General features: G+C 67.8%; 22 protein-coding genes and 1 tRNA gene. 14 read left to right on the plus strand and 9 right to left on the minus strand.

Annotated elements, in window-relative coordinates; translation table 11 throughout:
* Positions 1-30: 30 nt before the first annotated feature.
* Positions 31-106 (minus strand) — tRNA-Arg (locus ACUVYZ_RS01930).
* Between the two features lie 78 nt (positions 107-184).
* On the opposite strand from ACUVYZ_RS01930, the gene ACUVYZ_RS01935 reads away from it, so the two are divergent.
* The 6 genes from ACUVYZ_RS01935 to polX all read left to right on the plus strand — a co-directional run bounded on the left by ACUVYZ_RS01935 (position 185) and on the right by polX (position 6,141).
* Positions 185-856, plus strand: a complete 672-nt coding sequence (locus ACUVYZ_RS01935; protein WP_439932742.1) for a response regulator — start codon at positions 185-187, stop codon at positions 854-856.
* Complete coding sequence (locus ACUVYZ_RS01940; RefSeq protein WP_446033019.1) at positions 846-2,246, plus strand: sensor histidine kinase N-terminal domain-containing protein; 1,401 nt, start codon at positions 846-848, stop codon at positions 2,244-2,246. The genes ACUVYZ_RS01935 and ACUVYZ_RS01940 overlap by 11 nt, the downstream gene beginning before the upstream one ends.
* 238 nt (positions 2,247-2,484) lie before the next feature.
* Positions 2,485-3,219, plus strand: coding sequence for a TerC family protein (locus ACUVYZ_RS01945; RefSeq protein WP_439932744.1), 735 nt, complete (start codon positions 2,485-2,487; stop codon positions 3,217-3,219).
* 59 nt (positions 3,220-3,278) lie between these two features.
* A complete protein-coding gene (locus ACUVYZ_RS01950) occupies positions 3,279-3,710 on the plus strand; it encodes a universal stress protein (protein WP_439932745.1) in 432 nt (143 codons plus the stop codon).
* 258 nt (positions 3,711-3,968) lie between these two features.
* Complete coding sequence (locus ACUVYZ_RS01955) at positions 3,969-4,364, plus strand: TraR/DksA family transcriptional regulator (protein ID WP_439932746.1); 396 nt, start codon at positions 3,969-3,971, stop codon at positions 4,362-4,364.
* Positions 4,365-4,392: 28 nt separating this feature from the next.
* Positions 4,393-6,141 (plus strand): DNA polymerase/3'-5' exonuclease PolX, encoded by a 1,749-nt coding sequence (gene polX, locus ACUVYZ_RS01960; protein WP_439932747.1) that lies wholly within the window; start codon positions 4,393-4,395, stop codon positions 6,139-6,141.
* 97 nt (positions 6,142-6,238) lie between these two features.
* Here polX and ACUVYZ_RS01965 read toward each other — a convergent pair whose 3' ends face one another.
* Positions 6,239-6,751, minus strand: a complete 513-nt coding sequence (locus ACUVYZ_RS01965) for a BON domain-containing protein (protein WP_439932748.1) — start codon at positions 6,749-6,751, stop codon at positions 6,239-6,241.
* A 229-nt stretch (positions 6,752-6,980) separates the two neighbouring features.
* Positions 6,981-8,366, minus strand: a complete 1,386-nt coding sequence (locus ACUVYZ_RS01970) for a sigma 54-interacting transcriptional regulator (protein ID WP_439932749.1) — start codon at positions 8,364-8,366, stop codon at positions 6,981-6,983.
* Between the two features lie 259 nt (positions 8,367-8,625).
* Here ACUVYZ_RS01970 and ACUVYZ_RS01975 point away from each other — a divergent pair, with 259 nt between their 5' ends.
* The 4 genes from ACUVYZ_RS01975 (at position 8,626) to htpX (ending at position 11,975) form a co-directional block, all read left to right on the plus strand.
* Positions 8,626-9,639: a DUF6352 family protein gene (locus ACUVYZ_RS01975; protein ID WP_439932750.1), complete on the plus strand. Its 1,014-nt coding sequence runs from the start codon at positions 8,626-8,628 to the stop codon at positions 9,637-9,639.
* 5 nt (positions 9,640-9,644) lie between these two features.
* Complete coding sequence (locus ACUVYZ_RS01980; protein ID WP_439932751.1) at positions 9,645-9,977, plus strand: DUF3301 domain-containing protein; 333 nt, start codon at positions 9,645-9,647, stop codon at positions 9,975-9,977.
* Between the two features lie 36 nt (positions 9,978-10,013).
* Positions 10,014-10,919 (plus strand): DMT family transporter, encoded by a 906-nt coding sequence (locus tag ACUVYZ_RS01985; protein ID WP_439932752.1) that lies wholly within the window; start codon positions 10,014-10,016, stop codon positions 10,917-10,919.
* A 171-nt stretch (positions 10,920-11,090) separates the two neighbouring features.
* The gene (gene htpX / locus ACUVYZ_RS01990) at positions 11,091-11,975 is read left to right on the plus strand and encodes a protease HtpX (protein WP_439932753.1); all 885 of its coding nucleotides are present in this window, start codon (positions 11,091-11,093) and stop codon (positions 11,973-11,975) included.
* A gap of 24 nt (positions 11,976-11,999) precedes the next feature.
* Here htpX and ACUVYZ_RS01995 read toward each other — a convergent pair whose 3' ends face one another.
* Positions 12,000-12,236: a putative signal transducing protein gene (locus ACUVYZ_RS01995; protein WP_439932754.1), complete on the minus strand. Its 237-nt coding sequence runs from the start codon at positions 12,234-12,236 to the stop codon at positions 12,000-12,002.
* A 52-nt stretch (positions 12,237-12,288) separates the two neighbouring features.
* On the minus strand, positions 12,289-12,996 hold the full coding sequence (locus tag ACUVYZ_RS02000; protein ID WP_439932755.1) for an MlaA family lipoprotein: 708 nt from the start codon (positions 12,994-12,996) through the stop codon (positions 12,289-12,291).
* A 116-nt stretch (positions 12,997-13,112) separates the two neighbouring features.
* On the opposite strand from ACUVYZ_RS02000, the gene ACUVYZ_RS02005 reads away from it, so the two are divergent.
* Positions 13,113-13,892: an SDR family oxidoreductase gene (locus ACUVYZ_RS02005; RefSeq protein ID WP_439932756.1), complete on the plus strand. Its 780-nt coding sequence runs from the start codon at positions 13,113-13,115 to the stop codon at positions 13,890-13,892.
* Positions 13,893-14,022: 130 nt separating this feature from the next.
* Complete coding sequence (gene gabD, locus ACUVYZ_RS02010; protein ID WP_439932757.1) at positions 14,023-15,483, plus strand: NADP-dependent succinate-semialdehyde dehydrogenase; 1,461 nt, start codon at positions 14,023-14,025, stop codon at positions 15,481-15,483.
* 86 nt (positions 15,484-15,569) lie between these two features.
* Here the strand turns inward: gabD and ACUVYZ_RS02015 are convergent, their stop codons facing one another.
* Positions 15,570-16,160, minus strand: a complete 591-nt coding sequence (locus tag ACUVYZ_RS02015) for a peroxidase-related enzyme (RefSeq protein WP_439932758.1) — start codon at positions 16,158-16,160, stop codon at positions 15,570-15,572.
* 184 nt (positions 16,161-16,344) lie between these two features.
* Here ACUVYZ_RS02015 and ACUVYZ_RS02020 point away from each other — a divergent pair, with 184 nt between their 5' ends.
* Positions 16,345-17,706 carry an NAD(P)H-dependent oxidoreductase gene (locus tag ACUVYZ_RS02020; protein WP_439932759.1) on the plus strand — a complete coding sequence of 454 codons (1,362 nt, stop codon included), beginning with the start codon at positions 16,345-16,347 and terminating at the stop codon, positions 17,704-17,706.
* A gap of 41 nt (positions 17,707-17,747) precedes the next feature.
* Positions 17,748-18,962 carry a cation:proton antiporter gene (locus ACUVYZ_RS02025; protein WP_439932760.1) on the plus strand — a complete coding sequence of 405 codons (1,215 nt, stop codon included), beginning with the start codon at positions 17,748-17,750 and terminating at the stop codon, positions 18,960-18,962.
* A 24-nt stretch (positions 18,963-18,986) separates the two neighbouring features.
* Here the strand turns inward: ACUVYZ_RS02025 and ACUVYZ_RS02030 are convergent, their stop codons facing one another.
* From ACUVYZ_RS02030 to ACUVYZ_RS02040, 3 genes are all read right to left on the minus strand, one after another.
* Positions 18,987-21,458 carry an SAM-dependent methyltransferase gene (locus ACUVYZ_RS02030; protein ID WP_439932761.1) on the minus strand — a complete coding sequence of 824 codons (2,472 nt, stop codon included), beginning with the start codon at positions 21,456-21,458 and terminating at the stop codon, positions 18,987-18,989.
* 26 nt (positions 21,459-21,484) lie between these two features.
* On the minus strand, positions 21,485-22,186 hold the full coding sequence (locus ACUVYZ_RS02035) for a protein-L-isoaspartate(D-aspartate) O-methyltransferase (protein ID WP_439932762.1): 702 nt from the start codon (positions 22,184-22,186) through the stop codon (positions 21,485-21,487).
* A 173-nt stretch (positions 22,187-22,359) separates the two neighbouring features.
* On the minus strand, positions 22,360-23,469 hold the full coding sequence (locus ACUVYZ_RS02040; RefSeq protein ID WP_439932763.1) for a dihydrolipoamide acetyltransferase family protein: 1,110 nt from the start codon (positions 23,467-23,469) through the stop codon (positions 22,360-22,362).
* Between the last annotated feature and the right edge of the window lie 17 nt (positions 23,470-23,486).

The raw sequence follows: 23,486 nt of genomic DNA on the forward strand, positions 1-23,486 counted from the left end.
GAGGGGGTGGGAGGAGGGAGGGGTAGAAGTTGGCGCCCCGAACACGAATCGAACGTGCGACCTGCCCCTTAGGAGGGGGCTGCTCTATCCACTGAGCTACCGGGGCGATCCCATCATTTTATGCAAAAATATCGCATCTTACCGACTTGTCCAGGAAGACGGCAATCGATCGAGGAGAACTTCCGTGCGTATCCTCGTGGTGGAGGATGACACCTTACTCGCGGACGCGGTGGCGCGAGCGCTCACCCAGGCTGCCCATACGGCGGAAGTGGTGCATACAGGCGAAGCAGCGGATCGGGCCCTGGCGGCCGGCCGCTTCGACCTGCTGATCCTGGACGTGGGGCTGCCCGGGATGGATGGATTTGAGCTGCTCAAGCGGCTGCGGAGCCGACGCTGCGATACGCCGGTGCTGGTGCTCACAGCCCGGGACGCCGTGGAGGACCGGGTCATGGGCCTGGACCTGGGGGCCGATGATTACCTCACCAAGCCCTTCCACCTGGCGGAGCTGGAGGCGCGGGTGCGGGCCCTCATCCGGCGTGGCCACCACTCCGCCGCTGGCACCCTGGTCCATGGCCGGCTGCGCCTCGACGTGGCAGGCCGCAGGCTCTACTGCGATGACCAGCCGGTGGACCTTTCCAGCCGCGAGCTGGCGGTCCTGGAGCTCTTGCTCATGCGGGTCGGGCGGGTCGTCACCAAAGAACAGCTCGCCGATCATCTTTACGGCTGGGGTGACGAGGTATCGAGCAACGCGATCGAAGTTTTCGTGCACCGGTTGCGCAAGAAGCTGGAACCTGTGGCCAACATCCGCACCGTGCGCGGTATGGGTTATCTGATCGACAAGCCCCATGGCGACTAGCCGGCCGCTGTTGCGGACCAAGTTGCTCCAGTGGCTGTTGGTACCGCTGGTCGCCCTGCTGGCGCTAGACGCCTTCGTGAGCTATTTTGCGGCGGTGCGCTTTTCCCAGCGCGCCTACGACCGGTCTCTCGCCGACATCGCCCGAGAGCTGGCGCTGCACGTGGCGGAGCGCGAGGGTCAAGTGGTCTTCGATCTGCCGCAGCCGGCGCAGCGGGTGCTGCTCACCGACCCGAGCGACACTCTTTATTTCCGCGTCGTCGCCGCTGACGGAAGGATCCTCGCTGGCGACGAGCAGCTCGGGCGGCTGTCCGCTTCTCCCGCGCGCGAGCGCGAGCAGCCGTTTTTCGATGCCATGGTCGACGGCGTGCCGGTACGGGTGGCGATGCGGGAAGTGCTACAGCCCGGCGGCTCGATACCCCTTGCCACAATCGTCGTGGCGGAGACCGAGAACAAGCGCGGTGAGCTCGCTCGCGAAATCCTGCTCTCGGTGCTGGCGCCTCAGCTTCTACTGATCGCCATCGCAGGGCTGCTGGTGTGGAACGGGGTGCAGCGCGGTCTGGCGCCCCTGGAGACGTTGCGACAGGCGATAGCCAGCCGCTCACACGTGGACCTGCGCCCGTTGCCCGAAGGCGGCGTTCCGGGCGAGGTGCAGCCCCTGGTGCACGCCATGAATGACCTCATGCACCGGCTCGACCACGCGCTTACCTTGCAGAGTCGGTTCATCGCCGATGCGGCGCACCAGCTCAAGACCCCGGTGGCAGGCTTGCGGGCCCAACTCGAGCTGATGCTGCGCGAGACCGATCCCCAGCGGCTACGGGAGGGGCTGAGCCGCCAATACGTGGGAGTCGAGCGGCTGGCACGGCTGGTGTCACAGCTGCTTTCCCTCGCCCGCAATGAGCCGGAAGCGCTCAGGACGGTACGGCTTCAGCCGGTGGATTTGAACGACTTGGCGCTGCAGAGCACCATGGACTGGGTGCCCGAGGCTCTCAAAAAGGACATCGATCTGGGTTTCGAAGGGCTCAATCGGCCTGTGGTGATCCAAGGCGATTCAGCGCGGCTGCGGGAGCTGTTCGACAACTTGTTGGACAACGCTATCCGCTACAGCCGGCAGGGCGGGCGCGTGACTGTCCGGGTGCACGATCGGCCCCGTCCAGCGGTGGCGATCCATGACGACGGGCCCCGCATCCCGGTGGAGGAACGGCGGCGCATCTTTGAGCGCTTCCACCGCCTACTGGGAAGCGGTGCCGACGGCAGTGGCCTGGGTTTGGCCATCGCCCAGGAGATCGCCCGGATCCACGGCGCCGAGATTTCCCTTGACGATGACGCCGATGGCATTGGTAACACCTTTAGCGTGAGCTTCAACGCTCCAATTTCCTCTCACTCCCCGTAACTCGCGACTTTGTCTCCGCGTGCCGCAGGTCCGGCGCTCATCGCAACGCCAAGGGCACTTGGCGAGCGCCCGCCAGGCCCGTGCGTGACGTTGCGGGCTGTAAGCTCGCGTTAAGTTTCGCGCAAGCTTTCCTTAAGCTGCGCGACAGGGCCGGTTAAGCTTATCCCGCTAAGCTCGTCTCCATCGGCTGCGACATGGAGTCGCGCCGAACCGTCAATGATTTCGAGGAGCTTGACCGGTGGAGACGCTTTCGATTGATAGTTCGCTATTCTGGGTGGCTCTCGCTCAGATTGTCATGATCAACATCTTGCTCTCGGGCGACAACGCGGTTGTGATCGCCCTGGCAAGTCGCAATCTCCCGCCGCAGCAGCAGAAGCAGGCGATTCTGTTCGGCAGCTTCGGCGCTATCGCGCTGCGGGTAATCCTCACCTTCTTTGCAGCGTACCTGCTGACACTACCCTACTTGAAACTCGCGGGCGGCGCGTTGCTGCTGTGGATCGGCATCAATTTGCTCGGCTCCCAGGACGAAGACGAGCACATGGACGCCCATTCCAACCTGCTTGCCGCGATCAAGACCATTATCGTCGCCGACTTTGTCATGAGCTTAGACAACGTGATCGGTGTCGCGGCAGCGGCGAAAGGCAGCCTGCTGCTCCTACTAATAGGGCTGGGCATCAGCATTCCGCTTATCGTCTACGGTAGCACCGTGATCCTCAAGCTCATGAGGCGTTTCCCGGTGATCGTAACCGTCGGGGCGGGTCTGCTGGGCTACGTGGCCGGAGAGATGGGCGTCTCCGATCCGGTGGTGAGCGGTTGGGTCGAGGAGCACGCTCCGTTACTGCACCAGGTGGCGCCGTGGGCTTTCGCTGCGCTGGTCGTGGCGATCGGCAAGTGGCTATCGGCCCGTTCTGCCGGAGAAGCCGCGGAGCTGGCTGAAGTAGATGCGGTGGAAGTGGAAGAGTCGGCCCGTTGATCCGATGGCCCGGGCAAGCGCAGGGCTCGCCGTGGCCGTTAGAATGAAGGGAGAAAACCATGGTTGAAAACGTGTTGCTTCCGGTCTCCAGCGAACGGGATATGCAGTGGGCGGTGGATTACGTGACCCGCCTGTGCCGGCAAGGGCGGATCCGCGTGCATCTGTTATCCGTACAGACGCCGTTCAACGGCCACGTGAGGATGTTCTTCAAGGACGATGATATCGCCCAGTTTCATCGCGAGGACGGGGAAAAGGAACTTGCGCCGGTGAGGGAAGCATTGGAGGAAGCGGGCGTGCCGTGCGTATCCCACGTTGCAGTGGGCTACAGCGCTGCCACCATCGCCGAATTCGCGCGGCGCTACCGGTGCAGCCGCATCGTCATGGGGCCCCAGCGCGAGCCCCTGACGGTTTCAAGCCTGCTGCTGAGTGGATTGTCCCGCCAAGTGGAACAACTGCTGCGGGCCGCCGGGCAGGCGTGCCAGGTGGTATGAAAGGCCTGCCAAGTGGTCTGAAGGGCAGGCGCTCCTGAACGTCCTCCAAACGTCGTCAGGGCCGGCGCTCCTGCGCCGGCTTTTGTTTCCTTCCGTAACCACCGACCGCCGGACAGGATTCGGGCGGATCGCCAGACCGTCCGACTTCTTTCCCACCGCTCAGCCGCGGGATCGTGGTAAATTCTGAAACGGGGACTGGGGTCTAGAGGGCGCTCTCTTACTCAATGAGCAAGGGGAGGGAGCGATAGGGTTTCGTCCATGACAAGCCTGAACCAGCGGCAGCAAAAGGCCTTGCGCAAGCGCCTGACGGAGCGGCGGCGCCAGATCGTCCAGGACATCCGCGAAGCCCTGGCCCGCTCCGACGCGGAGCTGGCCGCCAAGCTCTCCGACCGGGTGCGGGACGCCGGGGACGAGTCGGTGGCGGATTTTCTGGAGGCCCTGGACGCCGCCCTGGTGGACCGGGACGTCCAGGAGTTGCGCGACATCGAGGCGGCCCTGGCGCGGCTGGAGGCGGGCGAGATCGACCGTTGCGTCGACTGCGGGGGCGAGATCGGCTTCGAACGCCTGCAGGCCTTCCCCACCGCTATCCGTTGCGTGCAATGCCAGGCGGTCTACGAGAGAACCCACGCCGGCTCGGCCGGTTCCTCCCTCTGATGTCAGGTTTTTGGGGCGGGTGAACGCCATGGCCGTGCATAACGCGGACATCGCGGCCATGTTCGAGGAGATCGCCGATCTGCTCGAAATCCAGGGGGCCAACCCTTTCCGCGTGCGCGCCTACCGCAATGCCGCCCGCACGGTGGAGGGGCTGGGGCGCGATCTCGCCGTCCTGGTCAAGGCGGGAGAGGATCTCACCGAGCTGCCGGGCATCGGCGAAGACCTGGCCGCCAAGATCAGGGAGGCAGTGGAAACCGGCCGCCTCGCTTTCCTCGACCGGCTGCACAAGGAGCTGCCACCGGCCATCACCGAGCTGCTGAAAATCCCCGGGCTGGGGCCGAAGCGGGTGAAGGCCTTGTATCACGACCTGGGGGTGCAGACCCTGGAGCAACTGGCGCGGGCGGCCCGGGACGGACGCATCCGGGAACTGCCGGGCTTTGGCGCCAAGACCGAGGAGAAGATCCTGGAGGCGGTGGAAGCCCACCTCTCCAGCGCCCGCCGCTTCAAGCTGGCGGTGGCGGCCCAGTACGCCGCGCCCCTGGTGGAGCACCTGCGGAAGGCCCCAGGCGTGGGTCGCGTGGTGGTGGCGGGCAGCTTCCGGCGTATGCGGGAAACGGTGGGGGACCTGGACATCCTGGTGACCACCACCCATCCTGAAGAGGCGGTCCGGCGCTTCGCCGGCTACGAGGAGGTGAAGGAGGTCCTGTCGAAAGGAGGCACCCGGGCTTCCGTGGTGTTGCGCTGCGGGCTGCAGGTAGACCTGCGGGTGGTGGCGGAGGAGAGCTACGGCGCGGCGCTACATTACTTCACCGGCTCCAAGGCCCACAACATCGCCATCCGGCGCCTTGCCCAGGAGCGGGGGCTCAAGGTGAACGAGTACGGGGTGTACCGGGGCGAAGAGCGAATCGCCGGCCGCACCGAGGAGGAGGTCTACGCCACGGTGGATCTGCCCTACATCCCGCCTGAGCTGCGGGAGGACCAGGGGGAGATCGAGGCCGCCCGGGCCGGACGCCTGCCGCAACTGGTGGAGCTCGCCGACCTCAAGGGGGATCTCCACGCCCACACCAAGGCGACCGATGGCAAGAACACCCTGGAGGAGATGGCCGAGGCGGCGCGGAAGCTGGGCTTCGAGTACCTGGCCATCACCGAGCATTCCCGGCGCCTTACCGTGGCCCATGGGCTCGACCCCCGGCGGCTGGAAAAGCAGATCGACGAGATAGAGCGGTTGAACGCTCGGCTGAAAGGCATCCGCCTCCTCAAGGGGATCGAGGTGGACATCCTGGAGGACGGCCGCCTGGACCTGCCGGATTCGGTTCTCGCCCGCCTGGAGCTGGTGGTGGGGGCGGTGCACGGCAAGTTCGATCTCCCCCGGGCGCGCCAGACCGAGCGCATCCTCAAGGCCATGGAGCACCCGTACTTCACCATCCTCGCCCATCCCACCGGGCGGCTGATCGACGAGCGCCCACCCTATGACGTGGACATGCTGAAGATCGTGCGCAAGGCGAAGGAACGGGGCTGCTTCCTGGAGCTCAACGCCCATCCCGAGCGGCTGGATCTCCTGGACGTGCACTGCCGCATGGCCAAGGACGAAGGCGTGCTGGTGGCCATCAGCTCCGACGCCCACAGCGTGCTCGACTTCGGCAATTTGCGCTACGGCGTGGGCCAGGCCCGGCGGGGCTGGCTGGAGGCGAAGGACGTGCTCAACGCCCGCCCACTCAAAAGCCTGTGGCCCCTTCTCGCCCGCTCGGCGAAAGGGGGCAAGGCCCGCGCCCGGTGAGAAAAGAAACGCGGGGCCTTGCGGCCCCGCGCGGCGCCGCCATGGGGAGGAGGGGGCCTTGGCGGCGCCAAAGGGTGCGGCGCTTGCGGCGCCCGGATTACGACTCCACCACCAGGGAGTTGACGACCTTCTTCACCCCCTGCACCTGGGAGGCGATCTCGGCGGCGCGCTCCGCTTGCTGCCGGTTCTTGACGAAGCCCGAAAGCTGCACCACGCCGTCCTTGGTCTCCACGTTCACTTTCAGGCCGCTCACGCTCTTGTCCTTGAGCAGCATGGTCTTCACCTTCGCCGTGATCCAGGCGTCGGTCACGTACTCGCCGGCCTGGATGCGGTCGCTGTAGGACTTGGCCTTGACCAGCTCTTCCGGATTGAGGCGGCCGTCCCCGTCCCGATCCGACTCGCGGAACGCCCCGGTTTCGCCCCCTTTCTTGCGGAACTCTTCCAGCGACACCCAACCGTCGCCGTTCGCGTCGTAGCTGCGGAACATGCCATCGGCGCCGGCCGGATCGGCCGCCAGGGCCAGGGGCGCCGCCGTGGCGATTCCGGCGGCGGCGGCCAGCAGTTTGAGCCCCATGAGGAGCGACGCGTCACGCGTATGAAGGTTGCTCATCGTTTTTCCCCCTTCGCAGTTTCCGGTACACGGCGCCAGCGGCGCTCCCATCCCTCCACGCGAAGACCGTGCCAGAAAGGAAAAAATCCATAAAACAATTGGATAGCCAGATAGGCCGACGAGCCTGGTGGGCCACCGCCGTCGCCTAGGCGCGACGGGATCGCCCGGTGCGGTCGCAAGGTATTGATTCAGAGATTATTTTGCGTCGCCGGGGGGCGACGCCCCGGCTTCAAGCGCCGGATTCTTCTCCCGGCGCCACATCCGGCAGGTGATCGTATTTGAACATGCCGGGCTGGAGGTTCGCCCGGCGCAGGAGGCGATAGAACTCGGTGCGATTGCGCTGAGCGAGGCGCGCCGCTTCGGCCACGTTGCCCCGGGTGAGCTTGAGAAGCTGGATCAGGTAATCCCGCTCGAACCGGGCTTTCGCCTCGGCGTAGGAGAGGACCTCGGTCGGGTTCTCCCGCAGGGCCCGGGTCACCAGGGCGACCGGCACCACCGGCGTCGTGGTGAGGGCGCAGCATTGCTCCACCACGTTGGCGAGCTGGCGGACATTGCCGGGCCAGGGGGCCGTCATCAGGGCGTCCAGGGCCTCCGGAGCGAAGCCCGTGATCTCCTTGCGGTACTTGGGGGCGAGCAGGTGCAAGTAGTGGTTGGCCAGCAGCGGGATGTCCTCCCGGCGCTCGGCGAGGGGCGGAAGGCGCAGGGTCACTACCGCCAGCCGGTAATAGAGGTCCTCCCGGAAACGCCCTTCCTCCACCGCCTGGCGCAGGTCCCGATGGGTGGCGGAGACGAAGCGCACGTCCACCTGGGTGGCCTGGGTGGTGCCCACCGGCCGCACCTCCCGATCCTGGAGCACCCGCAGCAGCTTCACCTGCAGGGGCGTGGGCATGTCCCCGATCTCGTCCAGGAACAAAGTTCCCCGGTGGGCCGTCTGGATCAGCCCGGTGTGGGGCCGGTGGGCGCCGGTGAAGGCCCCCTTCACGTGGCCGAACAGTTCCGACTCCAGGAGCGGCTCGGGTATCGCCCCGCAGTTGATGGCCACGAACGGCCCTCCGCGGCGGGGGCTCGCCCGGTGGATCGCCCGGGCGAGCAGCTCTTTTCCGGTGCCGCTCTCGCCCTGGATCAGCACCGCCGCGTCCCCGGCGGCCACCATCTTGGCCTCCGACAGCACGGTGCGCACGGCCGCGCTGCGGGTGATGATGTCGCGGCACCATTCGTCGTCGCCCCCGGGCGCCGTGCCGCCGGAGAGCTGGATCGCCTGGGCCACTTTGGCGAGCAGCACCTCCGGGTCGTAGGGCTTGGTGAGGTAGGCGAACACGCCGCTCGCCGTCGCTTCCACCGCGTCGGGAATGGTGCCGTGGGCGGTGAGCACGATGACCGGCAGGGAGGGATCCGAGGCCCGGATCGACTGGAACAGGGCCATCCCGTCCAGGCCCTGGAGCTTGAGGTCGGTGACCACCACGTCGGGCCGCGCCAGCGCGAGGCGCGAGAGGGCCGCCTCCGCGCTTTCGACGGCGGTCACGGCGTAGCCCGCCGACGCAAGCCGCGTGCTCACCAGCTTGAGCAGCGCGGGGTCGTCGTCCACCAACAAGACGCTCGGGCGCTTTGCGGCCATCTTTGCCGGACCGGTCCAATGGGGATGGGGCGAAAGAAGAGCATGCTAGAATAATGCCCGCGCGCCCTTTCGGGAAGCACGCCGGGAAGGAGCGTTCGTTCCCGTCCCGCCGGCTCGATGGGCTTCAATCCGATGCGGAGGGCCAATGGCCAACAAAAAGCCGCTCCTCACCGATGGAGACGGGTAAATAGGCTCGGCGCCGCCCACGGAGACCGCTTCTTCCGTTCCCGGCGGTGCTTTCTCCCGCCGTTCTCCATCCATGACGGACTTCTGGACCCATTGCGGCTACCACCTGCTCGAGCGCGACGGCGCCGGGCGGTTGCGGGTCACCGACGACTTCCTGCGGGCCTACCTGGCGCGGCCGGAGCTCGCGCCGGTGCCGGAGTCCTGTCCCGCCGAACGGGCGCTGCACGAAGCCCTCGTGGCGAGCCCCCGGCGGGAGGTCCCCGAGGCCGAGCTCGAGGCCGTCGCTGACCAAGACGCCCGGGAGAACTACCGGCTATTCCTGCGCTTCCGCCGGCGCCTGCTGGCCGCCGAGACCCTGGAGGCGGGCTACCTCGCCCTCTTCCGGGAGCCTAACGTGAGCGTGCCGCCCCTCTTCGTGCGCCAGCTCACCCAGGTCATCCTGCGCGGCATCCTGGAAGGCACGGCGGACGCCCTGCAGGCCCGGGCCGCGGAGCTGTTCTTCCGCCCGCAGAAGATCCGGCTCCAGGAAGGGCGGGCCATGGCGGCCGACCTGGAGACGGTGGAGCTGCACGCCACCACAGGCGGCTTCGGTTCCCTGGGAGAGCTCCTGGTGCAGTCCAGGACCCCCGTGCGCACCATCGAGCTGGACGTCTTGTCCGAAGAAAGCGCCTCGGCGTACTGGGAACGGGACGAGCGCTTCGATACCGTCCTGCCCCTGGGGCCGGCCCAGCCGGGGGCCCGGGCGCTCGCCCGGGTGATGGAGCGCTGGGTCGAGCACTTCCACGGGGTTCGCGTGCGCATCCGGCCCCTCGGGCGCATCGAGGACGAGCGCTGGAGCTGGCACGTGGGGCTCGACGCGGAGGCGAGCGGCATCCTGAACGACCTATACCGGGGCGTGGAAGTGGAGGAGCGGCGGCTCGAGCGTCTTCTCTGCCTTTTCCAGCTCGAGTTCGAGAATCCGGCCGACATGCTGGCTCCGGTGGCCGGCCGGCCGGTCTACCTGGGGCTCGCCATGGACGAGGGGGAAGTGCTGCGCATGAAGCCCCAGAATCTGCTGGTGAACCTGCCCCTCGCCCGTCGCGTGTGACCGCCATGACCTGGGAGATTCTCGCCTTTGTCGTGCTCGCGGCGGGGCTCGTGTTCTGGTACGACGCCCTGCGGGCCCGGGAGGCGGCCCTCAAGGCGGGAAAGGCCTTGTGCGAGCGGGCCGGGGTCCAGCTCCTGGACGAGACGGTAAGCGTGGCTGCTCTGGGCCTTGGCCGGGATGCCGACGGGCGGCTCGCCATCCGCCGGCGCTACCGCTTCGAATACAGCGATACCGGGAACAACCGCCGGGAGGGGCGCATCGTCCTGCTCGGCACCCGGGTGCTGGAGGCGCGCCTGGAATGGGGAGGCGACGGGCCATGGCTCCAGGCGATCCACTGATCCTCCTCGGCCCGGGTTCCGCGTGATCTCCGGGCCATGAACGGGCCCGGGCGCTTTCCGAGGGCGTCGCCCTACCTCCTGCTCGTGGCCGCCACCCTGTTCTGGTCGGGCAACTTCGTGCTGGCCCGGGCGATGCGCGAAGCGATCCCGCCCCTCGCCATGGCCTTCTGGCGCTGGTGCGGTGCGGCGCTCCTGCTGCTCCCGTTCGTTGCGCCCCGGGTGTGGGCCCAGCGCCGCCTGGTGTTCGGCCATCTTCCGGTGCTCGTGGCCCTGGGCATCTTCGGGGTGGCCGGGTTCAACACCCTGGTCTACACGGGCCTGCAGTCCACCACCGCCACCAATGCCGTGCTGCTCAATTCGTCGATCCCGGTGGCCATCATGGCGTTGTCATGGGCATTCCTCGGCGAAAGGCTTGCCTGGCGCCAGGCGCTGGGGGTGGCCGTATCCCTCGTCGGGGTGCTGGCGATCGTGACCCGGGGGGAGCCGCAAACACTGCTCGAGGTGCGGCTCGCCGAAGGCGATCTGTGGGTGCTGGCGGCGGTGGTCTCCTGGGCGGTCTACACCGTCCTCCTGCGGGCGCGGCCGCCGGGACTGGATCCCCTGGCGTTCCTGGGGGTGATCGTGCCGGCGGGGGTGGTGGTGCTGCTACCCCTCTATCTATGGGAGCTGGGGGCGGGGAAGATGATGGAGTTGAGCGCCGCGACAGTGGCGAGCCTCGCCTATTTCGCCGTTTTCCCTTCGATCTTGTCCTACCTGTGCTGGAACCGGGCGGTGGCGGAAGTGGGCCCGTCCCGGGCGGGGCTCTTCATCCACTTGATGCCCGCCTTCGGGACACTGCTTTCCGTGGCGTTCCTGGGCGAGGAACCCCAGCTCCATCAAGGCGTAGGAATCGGATTGATCCTAGGTGGGATCGCCCTGACGGTGCGCGGTACCCTGCGCTGAGGAGACGACGGGAGCGATACGCGGGCGGGGGATGCAGGCGCTACAATACGCTCCGCCGGACCGGGCTGCCGCGCGGACGGAGTTCTAACTTATTGAACTTCGGCCCTTCCGACCCAATCTAAGGAGGGGTCGTGCAAGCCCCGGAAAAGATCAACTCAAGGGAGTGGTTCGATGGTCAAGCGCATCTTCCTGTTTCTGGTGACCAACCTGGCCGTCATCGTGGTGTTGGGTATCGTGCTGCGGCTGCTCGGGATCGATTCGTACCTAGCCCAGCAGGGCGGCCTCAACTACACCGCCCTGCTGGTCTTTGCCTCGGTGTTCGGCTTCGGCGGCGCCTTCATCTCCCTCGCCATGTCCAAGTGGAGCGCCAAGCGCATGACGGGGGCCGTGGTGATCGAGGAGCCGAGAACCGAGCTGGAGCGCTGGCTGGTGGAGACGGTGCGCCGCCAGGCCCAGGCAGCCGGCATCGGCATGCCGGAGGTGGCGATCTACGAGGCTCCGGACGCTAACGCCTTCGCCACAGGCATGAGCAAGGACAACGCCCTGGTGGCGGTCAGCACCGGCCTGCTCCACAAGATGAGCCGCGATGAGGTGGAAGCGGTGCTGGGCCACGAGGTCAGCCATATCGCCAACGGCGACATGGTGACCCTCGCCTTGATCCAGGGCATCGTCAACACGTTCGTCATCTTCCTGGCGCGGGTGGTGGGCAATATCGTGGACAAGGCGGTGTTCAAGACCGAGAACGGGCACGGCCCGGCCTTCTGGATCACCAGCATCCTGGCCGAGATCGTGTTCGGCATCCTCGCCAGCATCATCGTCATGTACTTCAGCCGGCAGCGGGAGTTCCGCGCCGACCGGGGCGGCGCCCAGCTCGCGGGCCGCGACAAGATGATCGCGGCGCTGGAGCGCCTGAAACGGGTCTATGAGGAGCCCCACCTGCCTGACCAGATTGCCGCGTTCGGCATCTCCGGGCGCACCGGCGGGGGCTTGAAGCGCCTGTTCATGTCCCACCCGCCCCTGGACGAGCGCATTGCGGCGCTGAAGGCGGGGGTGTGAAGGAAGGGGATCGGGGCAACCCGGTCAGAGGGGCGGGGGAACTTCGATGGCCAGTTGCTCCCGGAGGATTTCGGCGCAGCGCTCCGCGTCCCGGCGGTCCACCATCAAGCGCATCTCCCCCAGGGTGGTCACCGGCAAGAGGCTGCCGAAGTTCTCGCCGGCCACGTAGTAGCGGATTCCCTGGGCGTCCAGGTGCAGCTTGATGAGCGCCAGCGCCTGCACGTCGGGCGGGCGGTAGAGCTCGACGTAGTCGGTGTCCATGGGCGGCTTCGGCTTCACTGCGGGATTGGGTTCATCCCGCCCGATCCCGGTTTCATTCTTCTTCCTCCAGCTTCGGCGGCCGGCCGTCCCGAATGAGGCTTTCCCGGCGCTGGAGGTAGGCGTCGCGCACGAAGACGTAGCGGTCCAGGGCCGCCTGCTCCAGCAGGTCTTCCGTCCCCAGCAGGTCCGCCCGGACCTGGATGAACCTTAGCACGCCGAGTCCCCCGGCCACAGCGTCGTCCTCCACGTAGCTTACCGGCCATGCGTAGAAGTCGCCGACGATGCCCGCCGTGTCCCGCGGGAACGTGCTGGGCCCGAGGATGGGCAGCACCAGGTACGGCCCGGCGGGAAGGCCCCAGTAGCCCAGGGTCTGCCCGAAATCCTCGTTGCGCTTTTCCACCCCCAGCTCGGAGGCCACGTCCATGAGGCCGCCCAAGCCCAGGGTCGTGTTCACCATGACGCGGCCGGCGTCGTTGACCGCGTCATGCCATTTCATCTGCAGCGTATCGTTCACGAAGACGATGACGTCCCCCAGGTTGGCGAAGAAGTTGCGCACGCCCTTGCGCACCTGCACGGGCACGGTGTTCCGGTAGACCTCGGCGACGGGCTTGGCGATCTTTTCGTCGAAATCCTGGTTGAACTGGAACATTTCCCGATTGAAGGGCTCCAGCGGATCGCGGCGGTCGGGGGCGGTGGCGCAGGCGGAGAGGAAACCCAGGGCGGCGAAGCTCGCGAGGCGCAGGAGGGAGCTGGAGGGCATGAACCGTTCCTTTTCTTGTTCCCGACCGCCGATTATAGCAATAGGGCCGCTCCCCCGCCTTCCGGACGGGCCCGGTGCCGAACCATAATGACGGTTTTTCGAAAGGAGCATCCCCCATGGACCTGGGAATCCGCGGACGCAGCGCGCTGGTGTGCGCCTCGAGCAAAGGACTGGGACGGGCCTGCGCCTTCTCCCTCGCCCGGGAAGGGGTGGAGGTGACCCTAGTGGCCCGCACCCGCGAGCCGCTGGAGCGCACCGCGGAGGAAATCCGCGCCGCCACCGGCGTGGGGGTGACGGCGGTGGCGGTGGACATCACCACGGCGGAAGGCCGCTGCGCGGCCCTCGCCGCCTGCCCCGCCCCGGACATCCTGGTGAACAACGCGGGCGGCCCGCCCCCGGGCGATTTCCGCGACTGGACCCGGGAGGACTGGATCGCCGCCCTGGACGCCAACATGCTGACTCCCATCGAGCTCATCAAGGCCACCGTGGACGGCATGATCGCCCGGCGCTTCGGACGTATCGTCAACATCACCTCCAGCGCGGTGAAGGCCCCCATCGACATCCTGGGGCTCTCTAACGGCGCCCGCGCGGGGCTCACCGGGTTCGTGGCTGGCCTCGCCCGCAAGACCGTGCGGCACAACGTCACCATCAACAACCTGCTGCCGGGACCCTTCGATACCGAGCGGCTTCGGGCCACCATCGCCCATGCGGCCCAGGTGGCGGGGAAGAGCGTCGAGGAGGTTCGCGAAGAGCGCATGCGAGCGAACCCGGCGGGGCGCTTCGGCGATCCCGGCGAGTTCGGTGACCTGTGCGCCTACCTGTGCAGCGCCCAGGCGGGCTATATCACCGGTCAGAACATCCTGATCGACGGCGGGGCCTACCCGGGCACCTTCTGAGGCTCCCTCCGCCCGGGAACCCTGGCGCCCGCACCGTTCGCCAGGACGGGAGGCAGGCCCGAATCCGGCCGCTCCGACGCGATGTAAAATATAAACGTTTCTTCCGGATTCAAGCTCATGGGGTACTGCCATGCTCACCCTCAAGGATTCATCCCTGCTCAAGAACCGCTGCTACGTCGACGGCGAATGGATCGAGGCCGATAGCGGCAAGACCTTCCCGGTGCGCAATCCCGCCGACGGGTCCGAGCTGGTCCGGGTCCCGGACATGGGCGCCCAGGAAACCCGGCGCGCCATCGAGGCGGCGAACGCCGCCTGGCCGGCCTGGCGCGCCAAGACCGCCAAGGAGCGCTCGGCGGCGCTCAAGCGCTGGTACCAGCTCATCATGGACAACCAGGAAGACCTGGCGCGCCTCATGACTGCCGAGCAGGGCAAGCCCCTCGCCGAGTCCCGGGGCGAGATCGCCTACGGGGCGTCCTTCGTGGAGTGGTTCGCCGAGGAGGCGAAGCGCATCTACGGCGACGTGATCCCCCAGCATCAGCCGGACAAGCGCCTCGTCGTGATCAAGCAGCCAGTGGGCGTGTGCGGGGCGATCACCCCCTGGAACTTCCCCAACGCCATGATCACCCGCAAATGCGCTCCGGCCCTGGCGGCGGGCTGCACGGTGGTGGTGAAGCCCGCCGAGCAGACGCCCCTTTCGGCCCTGGCCCTGGCCGAGCTTGCCCACCGGGCCGGTATCTCCAAAGGGGTGTTCAACGTGATCACGGGGGACGCGCCTACCATCGGGCGGGAGCTGTGCGCCAGCCCCCTGGTGCGCAAGATCACCTTCACCGGCTCCACCGAGGTGGGGCGGCTGCTCATGCGCCAGTCGGCGGACACAGTGAAGAAGATCTCCCTGGAGCTGGGGGGCAACGCGCCGTTCATCGTCTTCGACGACGCGGACCTGGACGAAGCGGTGGAAGGCGCCATGGCGTCCAAGTACCGCAACACCGGCCAGACCTGCGTGTGCGCGAACCGCATTTTCGTGCAGGACCGGGTGTACGACGCCTTCGCCGCCAAGTTGCGGGAGAGAATCGTGGGCCTCAAGGTGGGCAGCGGTTTCGAGGAGGGCGTGCAGCAGGGGCCTCTCATCGACGCCCAGGCCCTCGCCAAGGTGGAAGAGCACATCGCCGACGCGGTGGCCAAGGGGGCGAAGGTGGCGGTGGGCGGCCGCCGCCACCCGCTCGGCGGCACCTTCTTCGAGCCCACCCTGCTCGTGGAAGTGAAGCCCGGCATGAAGCTCATGCAGGAGGAGACCTTCGGTCCCGTGGCGCCCCTCGTTCGCTTCGAGACCGAGGAAGAAGTCATCCGGCTCGCCAACGACACCGAGTTCGGGCTCGCCTCCTACTTCTACGCCCGCGACATCGGCCGCATCTGGCGGGTGGCGGAAGCGCTGGAATTCGGCATGGTGGGCATCAACGCCGGGATCATCTCCAACGAGGTGGCGCCCTTCGGCGGGATGAAGCAGTCGGGACTGGGCCGGGAAGGATCCAAGTATGGCATCGACGAGTTCGTCGAGATCAAGTACCTGTGCCTGGGCGGCATCGACCGGTAATTCCGGGGAGCAAGGCGTCAAAAAATTGTTGGCCTACAGTGGCACAGAGGGAATCTTTTTTTCTTTGTGCCTCCGCGTCTCCGCGGTCAACTCTTCTTTTCCGGCGGCACGCGTCCCAGCAGATAGAATTCCTCGTTCGGCCGCAGGTTGATCAGGTTGGCCATGCGGTTGGACAGGGCGAAGAAAGCCGCGATTGCCCCGATGTCCCAGATGTCCTCGTCGGAAAACCCATGGGAGCGCAGCACGGCGAAGTCCTCGTCCCCGATCCGGTGGGATTCCTGGGCCACCCTTAGGGCGAAGTCCAGCATGGCCTTCTGCCGCGCCGTGATGTCCGCCTTGCGGTAATTGACAGCCACCTGGTCGGCGATCAAGGGGTTCTTCGCCCGGACGCGCAGGATCGCGCCGTGGGCCACGACGCAGTACTGGCACTGGTTGGCGCCGCTGGTGGCCACCACGATCATTTCCCGCTCGGCCTTGGTGAGGCCGCCTTCCTTTTCCATCAAGGCGTCGTGGTAGGCGAAGAACGCTCGGAACTCCTCCGGCCGGTGGGCCAGGGCGAGGAATACGTTGGGGACGAAGCCAGCTTTCTCCTGTACCTTCAGGATGCGGGTGCGGATGTCCTCCGGCAGGTTTTCGAGGTCGGGAACCGGATAACGGCTGATGGGGGAGTTCGACACGGACGTGCTCCTTTCAACGACTGGCGATCGTGCAGGAAAAGGCGACGCGCGGGCAAGGGGGAAGCGAGGGCGCATCGGGTGACGGAGCCCTCCCTTCTACAGTAACATACCGCCGCCCGTTCGCCGCCCCCACCAGGGGCCGCTTCCTGCTCCCTCTCGATCCGATGGCGAGGAACCCTGCTCCATGAATCTTCATCGATTGCTGCTTGAGCGCGCCGCCCAAAGCAAGCCGGTGCGCGTCGCCCTGGTCGGCGCCGGGAAGTTCGGTGCCATGTTCCTGTCCCAGGCTCCCAGGACGCCGGGGCTGCACGTGATCGGGGTGGCCGATCTGTCGCCCCAGCGGGCGCGGGAGGCGCTGGCGCGGGTGGGCTGGCCTCAGGTCCGGTACGCCGCCCCCTCGGCGGATGCGGCCCTCGCCACCGGCGGCACCTGGATCACCGACGACGCCCTGTCCTTGATCGCCGCGGGCCCAGTGGAGGTGGTGATCGATGCCACCGGGGATCCTGCCGCCGGCATCCGTCACGTGCTGGCGTGCTGCCGGCACGGCAAGCACGTCGTCATGGTGAACGTGGAGGCCGACGCCCTGGCCGGGCCGCTGCTCGCGCGTCGGTGCCGGGAGGCGGGCGTCCTCTATTCCCTGGCCTACGGCGACCAGCCGGCTCTCATCTGCGAGCTGGTGGACTGGGCCCGGAGCGCGGGGTTCGAAGTGATCGCCGCGGGCAAGGGGACCAAGTATCTCCCCGAGTACCATCGCTCCACGCCCGACACGGTCTGGGGCCATTACGGCTTCAGCCCCGAAATGGTGGCCCGGGGGGACTTCAACGCCCGGATGTTCAATTCCTTCCTGGACGGCACCAAGTCGGCCATCGAGATGGCGGCCGTGGCCAACGCCGCGGGCCTCGTCCCCGCCCCCGAGGGGCTTTCTTTTCCGCCTTGCGGCGTGGACGAGCTGCCCCAGGTGCTCAAGCCCCGCAGCGAGGGCGGGACACTCCACCACCGGGGGCAGGTGGAGGTGGTGTCCAGCCTCCTGCGGGACGGCCGGCAGGTGCGCCGGAGCCTGCGCTGGGGCGTGTACGTGACCTTCGCCGCCGACAGCGACTACGTGCGCCGCTGCCTCCGGGAGTACGGCCTGATCACCGATGCGAGCGGCAATTACGCCGCCATGTACAAGCCGTACCATCTGATCGGGCTGGAACTGGCGATCAGCGTCGCGTCCGTGGCCCTGCGCCGGGAGCCCACGGGCGCGCCCGTGGACTTCCTCGGCGACGTGGTGGCCAGGGCCAAGCGGGATCTCCGGGCGGGTGAGACGCTGGACGGGGAAGGGGGGCACACCGTGTATGGACACTTGCTGCCCGCCCGAGATTCCCTCGCCCTGCAGGGACTCCCCATCGGCCTGGCCCACGGGGCGAAGCTCAAGCGCCCAGTGGCGGCCGACGACCTGATCACCTGGGGTGACGTGGAGCTTACGGACGGCGAGGCGGTCCGTTTCCGCCGGGAGATGGAACAGATCTTCGCGCCGCCGGCGGTCCGACCCGCGGCCAGGTGATCCGGCGGGCGGCGCGGGGCACCCCTTCCAGAAACCTCTCCATGTCCTTGGACTTCCTTCCGGCGTGGCCACCGGAGATCAACACGCTGGTGATTTTCGGCCTGGTGCTGTGGGCCGGCCTGGTGGGGGGCGAGATCGCCCACCGCAGCCGCTACGTGCCGCGCATCACCGGCTATATCGCCATCGGCTTCCTGCTTGGGCCCAGCGTGCTGGACGTCTTCACCCGTTCCATGGTGGCGGGCGCCGGGATTTTCGTCGACACAGCCCTCGGCCTCATCCTGTTCCAGATCGGCCGGCGGCTCCACGTCCCGTCCCTGCGCAACGACCGGGCCGTGCTGGCGACCGCCTTGGCGGAATGCTTCGCCTCCTTCGCCGCCGCCTACTGGGTGCTCGCCGCGTTCGACTTTCCCCCCGTGCACGCCGCCATCGCCGCCGCCATCGGCATTTCCTCTTCGCCCGCGGTGATGCTGCTGGTGATGCGGGAGTTCGACGCCCAGGGCCCGGTGAGCGACCGGGCCCTCACCCTGATCGCCATCAACAACCTCCTGGCATTTTTCTTCTTCATCGCGATTCTGCCCTGGTTGCACCAGGAGCAACAGGCCGATTGGGTGGTGGCGGTCCTGCACCCCCTGTACCAGGTGGCCGGGTCGCTGCTCCTCGCCTACGTCCTCGCCCACCTCACCATCCGGCTCGGCCAGCTCATCGGGCATCGGGACAGCGCCCAGTTCGCCTTGCTGGTGGGGGTGATCGTCCTGGCGGTGGGCACGGCCCAGGCGCTCCATGTGTCTATCCTGCTCACGCTCCTCGCCCTGGGGGTCCTGTGCCGCAACCTGGACCGGCGCCAGGCGCTCCTGGAGGTGGAGTTCGGCCACGGGGGCGACATCTTCTTCGTGGTGCTGTTCGTGGTGGCGGGCGCCAACCTGCACCTGGAAGAGCTCGCCCGGGCGGGCCTGCTGGCGGTGGCCTTCGTCCTCGCCCGCTTCATTGCTAAGTCCGCCGTCGTGTTCGTGGCGGGCCGGTATTCGGGACTTTCCCCGGCCCAGGCTTTCGGGCTGGGGCTCTCCCTCGTGCCCATGGCGGCCATGGCTATCGGCCTGCTTAAGATGACCGAAGAGCTCTACCCCGGGATCACCGCGTCCCTGACCACCACCGTGCTCGCCGCCATCGCCATCCTGGAGACGGTGGGTCCCCTGGCCGCCCTCTGGGGCCTGCGCCTGGCAGGGGAGATCAAGCCGGACGCGCGGTTGGATCATTAAATTGAAGCGGAAAACACCGAAAATCTAGTTCCGTCGCGGCAAGCTGGCGGCGGCGAGGAGATAGAGGGTGAGCGCCGCCAGCACCACTACCGTGAACCCCGCGTGCACGGCGAGAAGGCTCGCGGCAACGGCGCCCACCACCGAGGCGCAGCCGTTGATGGCCCAGGCCCACGGTACCCAGTGTCCCCAGTGCCGGGACACGCGGGCGAGGCCGAGGGGAAAGGGCATGCCCATGGGAAAGGCGATCGGAGCGATGAGGGCCAGAGCGAGCGCGATGCGGCCCGGGTCGGGCAGCCCGATCCCATGATCGGTGAGGAGCGGCAGCGCCATGAGAGCGAGCGCCGCGCCGGCACAAAGCAGGAGCACCGCCCGCCAGAGGGGATCCGGGCGGCGGCCCGGCTCCCGGGTGTAGCGAGCGGCGAAGCGGCTTCCCAAGCCGGCGAACAACAGGAAGCCGGCTAGAGCGACGGCCACCGCGTACAAGGGGTGGCTCAGAAACAGGGTGAGCTTCTGGATGAAGGCGATTTCCATCAGCATGAAGGCGAGCCCCACCGCGGCGAAGTACGTGGCGATCCGCCAGGCCGGCGCAGCCCGGGCGGACACCGGTCCCGGCCGCAGAAACTTGAGCGGCAGCAGGATCAGCACGGCGCTCGCCAGCAGGGCCTGGAGCAGGGTGGCGACCAGAACCGGATAGCCCCAGTCGATGGGCGGCAGCGCCCCCTGGCGGCGCAGCGTCAGGAATTCGGGCGCCGAGCGCCACTTGAAGGAATTGAAGAAATAGGGCCGGTCGTCGGTGGCCGGCGCGATGGCGAACTTGTACCGGGCGAGATAGGCGTCCCGGTCGGGGGAAAGGAGCGCCTGGGCCCCTTCGTAGTACCAAGGCTGGGGTAGGACCGTGTAGCGGTTGGCTTCGGTCCGCTCCATGCCGGGGAAATAAACCGGGTCGAACGACCGGGTGCGGCAGAAGGCCCGGATGCGTTCCACTTCTTCGGCGCTGAAGCTCCCGTTCTTCACTAGCAGGGTTACGGTCCGCCATCCCCGGACCATGGCAAGTTGGCGGCCGGGATCGGCCACGCCCGCGCGCTCCAGGCCGACGACGGCGGTGGCGAAGAGCTTGAGCGCGTCACGGGGTGGAACCGTGGCCCAGCGGGTGATGGCCAGCAGCCCGCCGGGCCGCAGCCGGGCGAGATAAGCCTCCAAAGCCTCCACCGTGTAGAGATAGCTTTCGGCCAGGGCGTGCAGGCCCGCGCTGGAGGCGCCGAAGGCGTCCAGGAGGGTCAACTGGATCAGGTCGTAATGGTTCCGGTCCCTCGCCACGAAGCTCCGCGCTTCGGCGAGATGGAGGCGCACCCCGGAGAGATGGTAGGGCCGCCCCGAGAACTCGGCGTAGCGGCGCTCCACCAGCTCCACCACCTGGGGGTTCAGCTCCACCGCATCTACTGAGCGGGCGCCGTGGTAATGGGCCTGGAGCAGGTCGGTGCCGGTGCCGGCGCCCAGTACCAGCACGGCGGGTCGCACCACCAAGTGATAGGGAAGTGCCCAGGTGACGAAGTCCAGGTATTCGAGGGACTCGCGCCCGCCGTCGAAGCGGTCGATAGCGTGGGGCCCGTCCCCATCGATGAACACGGCGAGCTGGAACGGGGGCCCCTGGGGCGCGTTCAGGGACGACCCGGGCGCGTGGCGCAGAGGCACCACCGAATTCTCCACCACGCTCACCAGGCCCAAAGGGGAAGAGGTCTCGAAGTCCAAGTGCGCGCCCTGGACGTCCAGGGCCTGGGCCAGGGGTTTGTACTCGGAGAGCTTGAGCCGCGTGAGCCCGTCCGGCAGTCCCGCGGCGCCGGCGATGACGAGGGCGAGGAGGGCGGCGCCCAGGCGCGGCCGGCCCAGCCGGAAGGCACCGGCCGCCGCGGCCGCGCCGCCGGTGCCGGCGACCAGACCCAGGGCCTGTCCGGGAGCGAGGGCGAACAGGGCCGCCACGATGCCGAGGCTGCCGCAGGCGCCCCCCAGAATGTCGAAGCTGTACACCCGCGGGATCTCGGCGCCGAAGCGGGTGAGGGTCAGGCACACGCACACCGCGGCGAAGAAGAAGGGCAGGGCGAGCAGGGCGTAGGCCGCTGCCAGGCGCGCGAGCTGGCGGCCGGTCCAGGCGAGCTCCAAGGGGTTGAACCCTACGTGCTGGGCCGCCAGGCCGCAGAAGAGGGCGGTCGAGCCGAAGAGGGCCGCCGCGACGACGAAGGCGAGATCATAGCGCCGTTCCAGCGGTGCCCGCAGCGCGCTCACCACAGATCCCGCGGCCCCGTAGCCCAGCAGCGCCACGCTGATGATCATGTAGGCGAAGTGGTGCCACAGGACGATGGAGAAAATGCGGGTAAGCAGCACCTCGTAGGCGAGGGCCGCGGCGGAGACCAGGGCGACGGCGAAGAGCGGGGGAGTGCCGGAGGAACGGGAAACGGGGGGCGCTGGATGAGGGAGGAGGGAGCGAGCGTCATCAAACATTCTTTGCGGCGCTCAGCTAGCCCGGGCTAGTGACCTCCCACGAGGGGCACGAACCTCACCGGCAGGATCTGGCGGCTCTCGACGGTTCCCTCGGCGTTCTTGCGCACCAGCATCAAGTGCTGGGTGAGGAAGGGCGCGCCGACCGGGATTACCATGCGTGCCCCGGGCTTGAGCTGGCGCACCAGGGACGGCGGGATGTGGCTTGCCGCGGCGGTGACGATGATGGCGTCGAAGGGCGCTTCCTCCGGCCAGCCGTAATAGCCGTCGCCCAGGCGCACCCGCACCTGGCGGTAGCCCAGACGCTTGAGCCGCTCATCGGCCGTGCGTCCCAGAGGCTCGATGATCTCGATGGTAAAGACCTGGGCGCTCATCTCCGCCAACACCGCCGCCTGGTAGCCGGAGCCGGTGCCCACTTCCAGCACCTTGTGGCCCGGTTTCACCTCCAGCAGATCGGTCATCAGGGCCACGATATAGGGCTGGGAGATGGTCTGGCCGTGGCCGATGGGCAGGGGTCGGTTCTCGTAGGCGTAGGGCGCCTGGCCCGAAGGGACGAATTGGTGGCGGGGCACCCGGGCGAGCGCCGCCATGACTTTGGCATCGAGCTTGGTGCGGCCGGTCTCGGCCGCAGTCAGGGCGGCCATCCGGGCCACCTCCTCCACCATGCGCCGGCGCAGGGCGTCGTAACGCTCGTCTGCCTGGGCCGCCTCTAGCGCGAACCACAGAGGCATGGAGGCACAGAGCAGAAGAAAAGATTTCTTTAACGCAGAGGGCGCAAAGGGTGCGAAAGAAAATCCCGAAAAGAGGAAATCGTTTTTGCTTTGCGCGCTTCGCGCCCTTTGCGTTTCGGAAAAATCGCTCTCCCTCTGTGCCTCCGCGCCTCCGTGGTTATTCCGGTGATTCATCACGCCGGCTTTTCCAGGTCCGCGATCACGGCCGCCAGGAAGCGGCCCGCCTCCCCGCCGGTGACGGTGCGATGATCGAAGGTGAGGGACAGGGGCAAGAGGCGGTGCACGGCGGGCCGGTCTTGCACCGCCACCACTGCCTCCCGGATACGCCCGGCGCCCAGGATGGCCACCGTGGGCGGCAGCACCACGGGCGCGGCGTAGCGGCCGGCGATCATGCCGAAGTTGGAGAGAGTGATGGTGTTGCCCCTCAGGTCCTCCGGCGGCACGCGCCGGGCCTTCATGTCTTCCACCAGCTTGTCGATGGCTTTGCGCAGCGCCGGGGGTTCCATCTTGTCCACGTTGCGGATCACCGGGACGAACAGGCCGTCCGGCGTGTCCACCGCCAGCCCCAGGTGCACGTCCTTCACCAGCCAGCGGGCCATGGCCTGGGCGTCGTACCAGGCGTTGAGCGCCGGCTCGGCGCGGCAGCCGGCCACCAGGGCCCGGATCAGGCGCACGGTGACGTCCTCCCCCGGCCGCCAGGCGTGGATGTCGGCGTCTTCCACCAGGGTGGCCGAGGCCACCTCGGCGTTGGCCAGGGTCATGTTCTGGGCCATGGCGCGCCGCACGCCCCGCAGCACCTCCCGCGGCCCCGCCTCGGCCAGGATGCGCGCCACCCGCTGCACGTCGGCCGCCGTGATCAAGCCGTCCGGGCCGGTGGGGGTGACCATGGCGAGATCCACCTGGAGCTTCTGGGCCAGGGCCCGCACCGCCGGGGTCGCCTTGATGCCGCCGCCCGCCGGCCGGGCCACCAGCCCCGGGGCCTCCTCCACCACCGGACGCTGCTGCGCGGGCATCTGGCCCACCACGGTGCCCGCGTCCTCTTCGGCGGCTTCCCCCTCGAAGCCGACCAGGGGCGCCCCCACGTGCACCACTTCCCCGGGCTCTCCGAAGCGCTTGGCGATGCGCCCGGCGTAAGGCGCGGGGATGTCCACGATGGCCTTGGCGGTTTCCACGGACACCAGGGGCTGGTCGGCCTGTACCTGGTCCCCCTCTTGGACGTGCCACTGGGCGATCTCCGCCTCGTGCAGTCCCTCCCCCAGGTCGGGAAGCTTGAAGATCCTCATCGTGCCTCTGGGTCTCT

It is taken from the genome of Pelomicrobium sp. P1, from assembly GCF_052805615.1.

Bases quoted from the DNA above. Each gene is read 5' to 3' on its own strand.
- ACUVYZ_RS01940 (WP_446033019.1), top strand. From the start codon at position 846: ATGGCGACTAGCCGGCCGCTGTTGCGGACCAAGTTGCTCCAGTGGCTG.
- ACUVYZ_RS01950 (WP_439932745.1), top strand. From the start codon at position 3,279: ATGGTTGAAAACGTGTTGCTTCCGGTCTCCAGCGAACGGGATATGCAG.
- ACUVYZ_RS01955 (WP_439932746.1), top strand. From the start codon at position 3,969: ATGACAAGCCTGAACCAGCGGCAGCAAAAGGCCTTGCGCAAGCGCCTG.
- polX (WP_439932747.1), top strand. From the start codon at position 4,393: ATGGCCGTGCATAACGCGGACATCGCGGCCATGTTCGAGGAGATCGCC.
- ACUVYZ_RS01965 (WP_439932748.1), bottom strand. From the start codon at position 6,751: ATGAGCAACCTTCATACGCGTGACGCGTCGCTCCTCATGGGGCTCAAA.
- ACUVYZ_RS01970 (WP_439932749.1), bottom strand. From the start codon at position 8,366: ATGGCCGCAAAGCGCCCGAGCGTCTTGTTGGTGGACGACGACCCCGCG.
- ACUVYZ_RS01975 (WP_439932750.1), top strand. From the start codon at position 8,626: ATGACGGACTTCTGGACCCATTGCGGCTACCACCTGCTCGAGCGCGAC.
- ACUVYZ_RS01980 (WP_439932751.1), top strand. From the start codon at position 9,645: ATGACCTGGGAGATTCTCGCCTTTGTCGTGCTCGCGGCGGGGCTCGTG.
- ACUVYZ_RS01985 (WP_439932752.1), top strand. From the start codon at position 10,014: ATGAACGGGCCCGGGCGCTTTCCGAGGGCGTCGCCCTACCTCCTGCTC.
- htpX (WP_439932753.1), top strand. From the start codon at position 11,091: ATGGTCAAGCGCATCTTCCTGTTTCTGGTGACCAACCTGGCCGTCATC.
- ACUVYZ_RS01995 (WP_439932754.1), bottom strand. From the start codon at position 12,236: ATGGACACCGACTACGTCGAGCTCTACCGCCCGCCCGACGTGCAGGCG.
- ACUVYZ_RS02000 (WP_439932755.1), bottom strand. From the start codon at position 12,996: ATGCCCTCCAGCTCCCTCCTGCGCCTCGCGAGCTTCGCCGCCCTGGGT.
- ACUVYZ_RS02005 (WP_439932756.1), top strand. From the start codon at position 13,113: ATGGACCTGGGAATCCGCGGACGCAGCGCGCTGGTGTGCGCCTCGAGC.
- gabD (WP_439932757.1), top strand. From the start codon at position 14,023: ATGCTCACCCTCAAGGATTCATCCCTGCTCAAGAACCGCTGCTACGTC.
- ACUVYZ_RS02020 (WP_439932759.1), top strand. From the start codon at position 16,345: ATGAATCTTCATCGATTGCTGCTTGAGCGCGCCGCCCAAAGCAAGCCG.
- ACUVYZ_RS02025 (WP_439932760.1), top strand. From the start codon at position 17,748: ATGTCCTTGGACTTCCTTCCGGCGTGGCCACCGGAGATCAACACGCTG.
- ACUVYZ_RS02030 (WP_439932761.1), bottom strand. From the start codon at position 21,458: ATGTTTGATGACGCTCGCTCCCTCCTCCCTCATCCAGCGCCCCCCGTT.
- ACUVYZ_RS02035 (WP_439932762.1), bottom strand. From the start codon at position 22,186: ATGCCTCTGTGGTTCGCGCTAGAGGCGGCCCAGGCAGACGAGCGTTAC.
- ACUVYZ_RS02040 (WP_439932763.1), bottom strand. From the start codon at position 23,469: ATGAGGATCTTCAAGCTTCCCGACCTGGGGGAGGGACTGCACGAGGCG.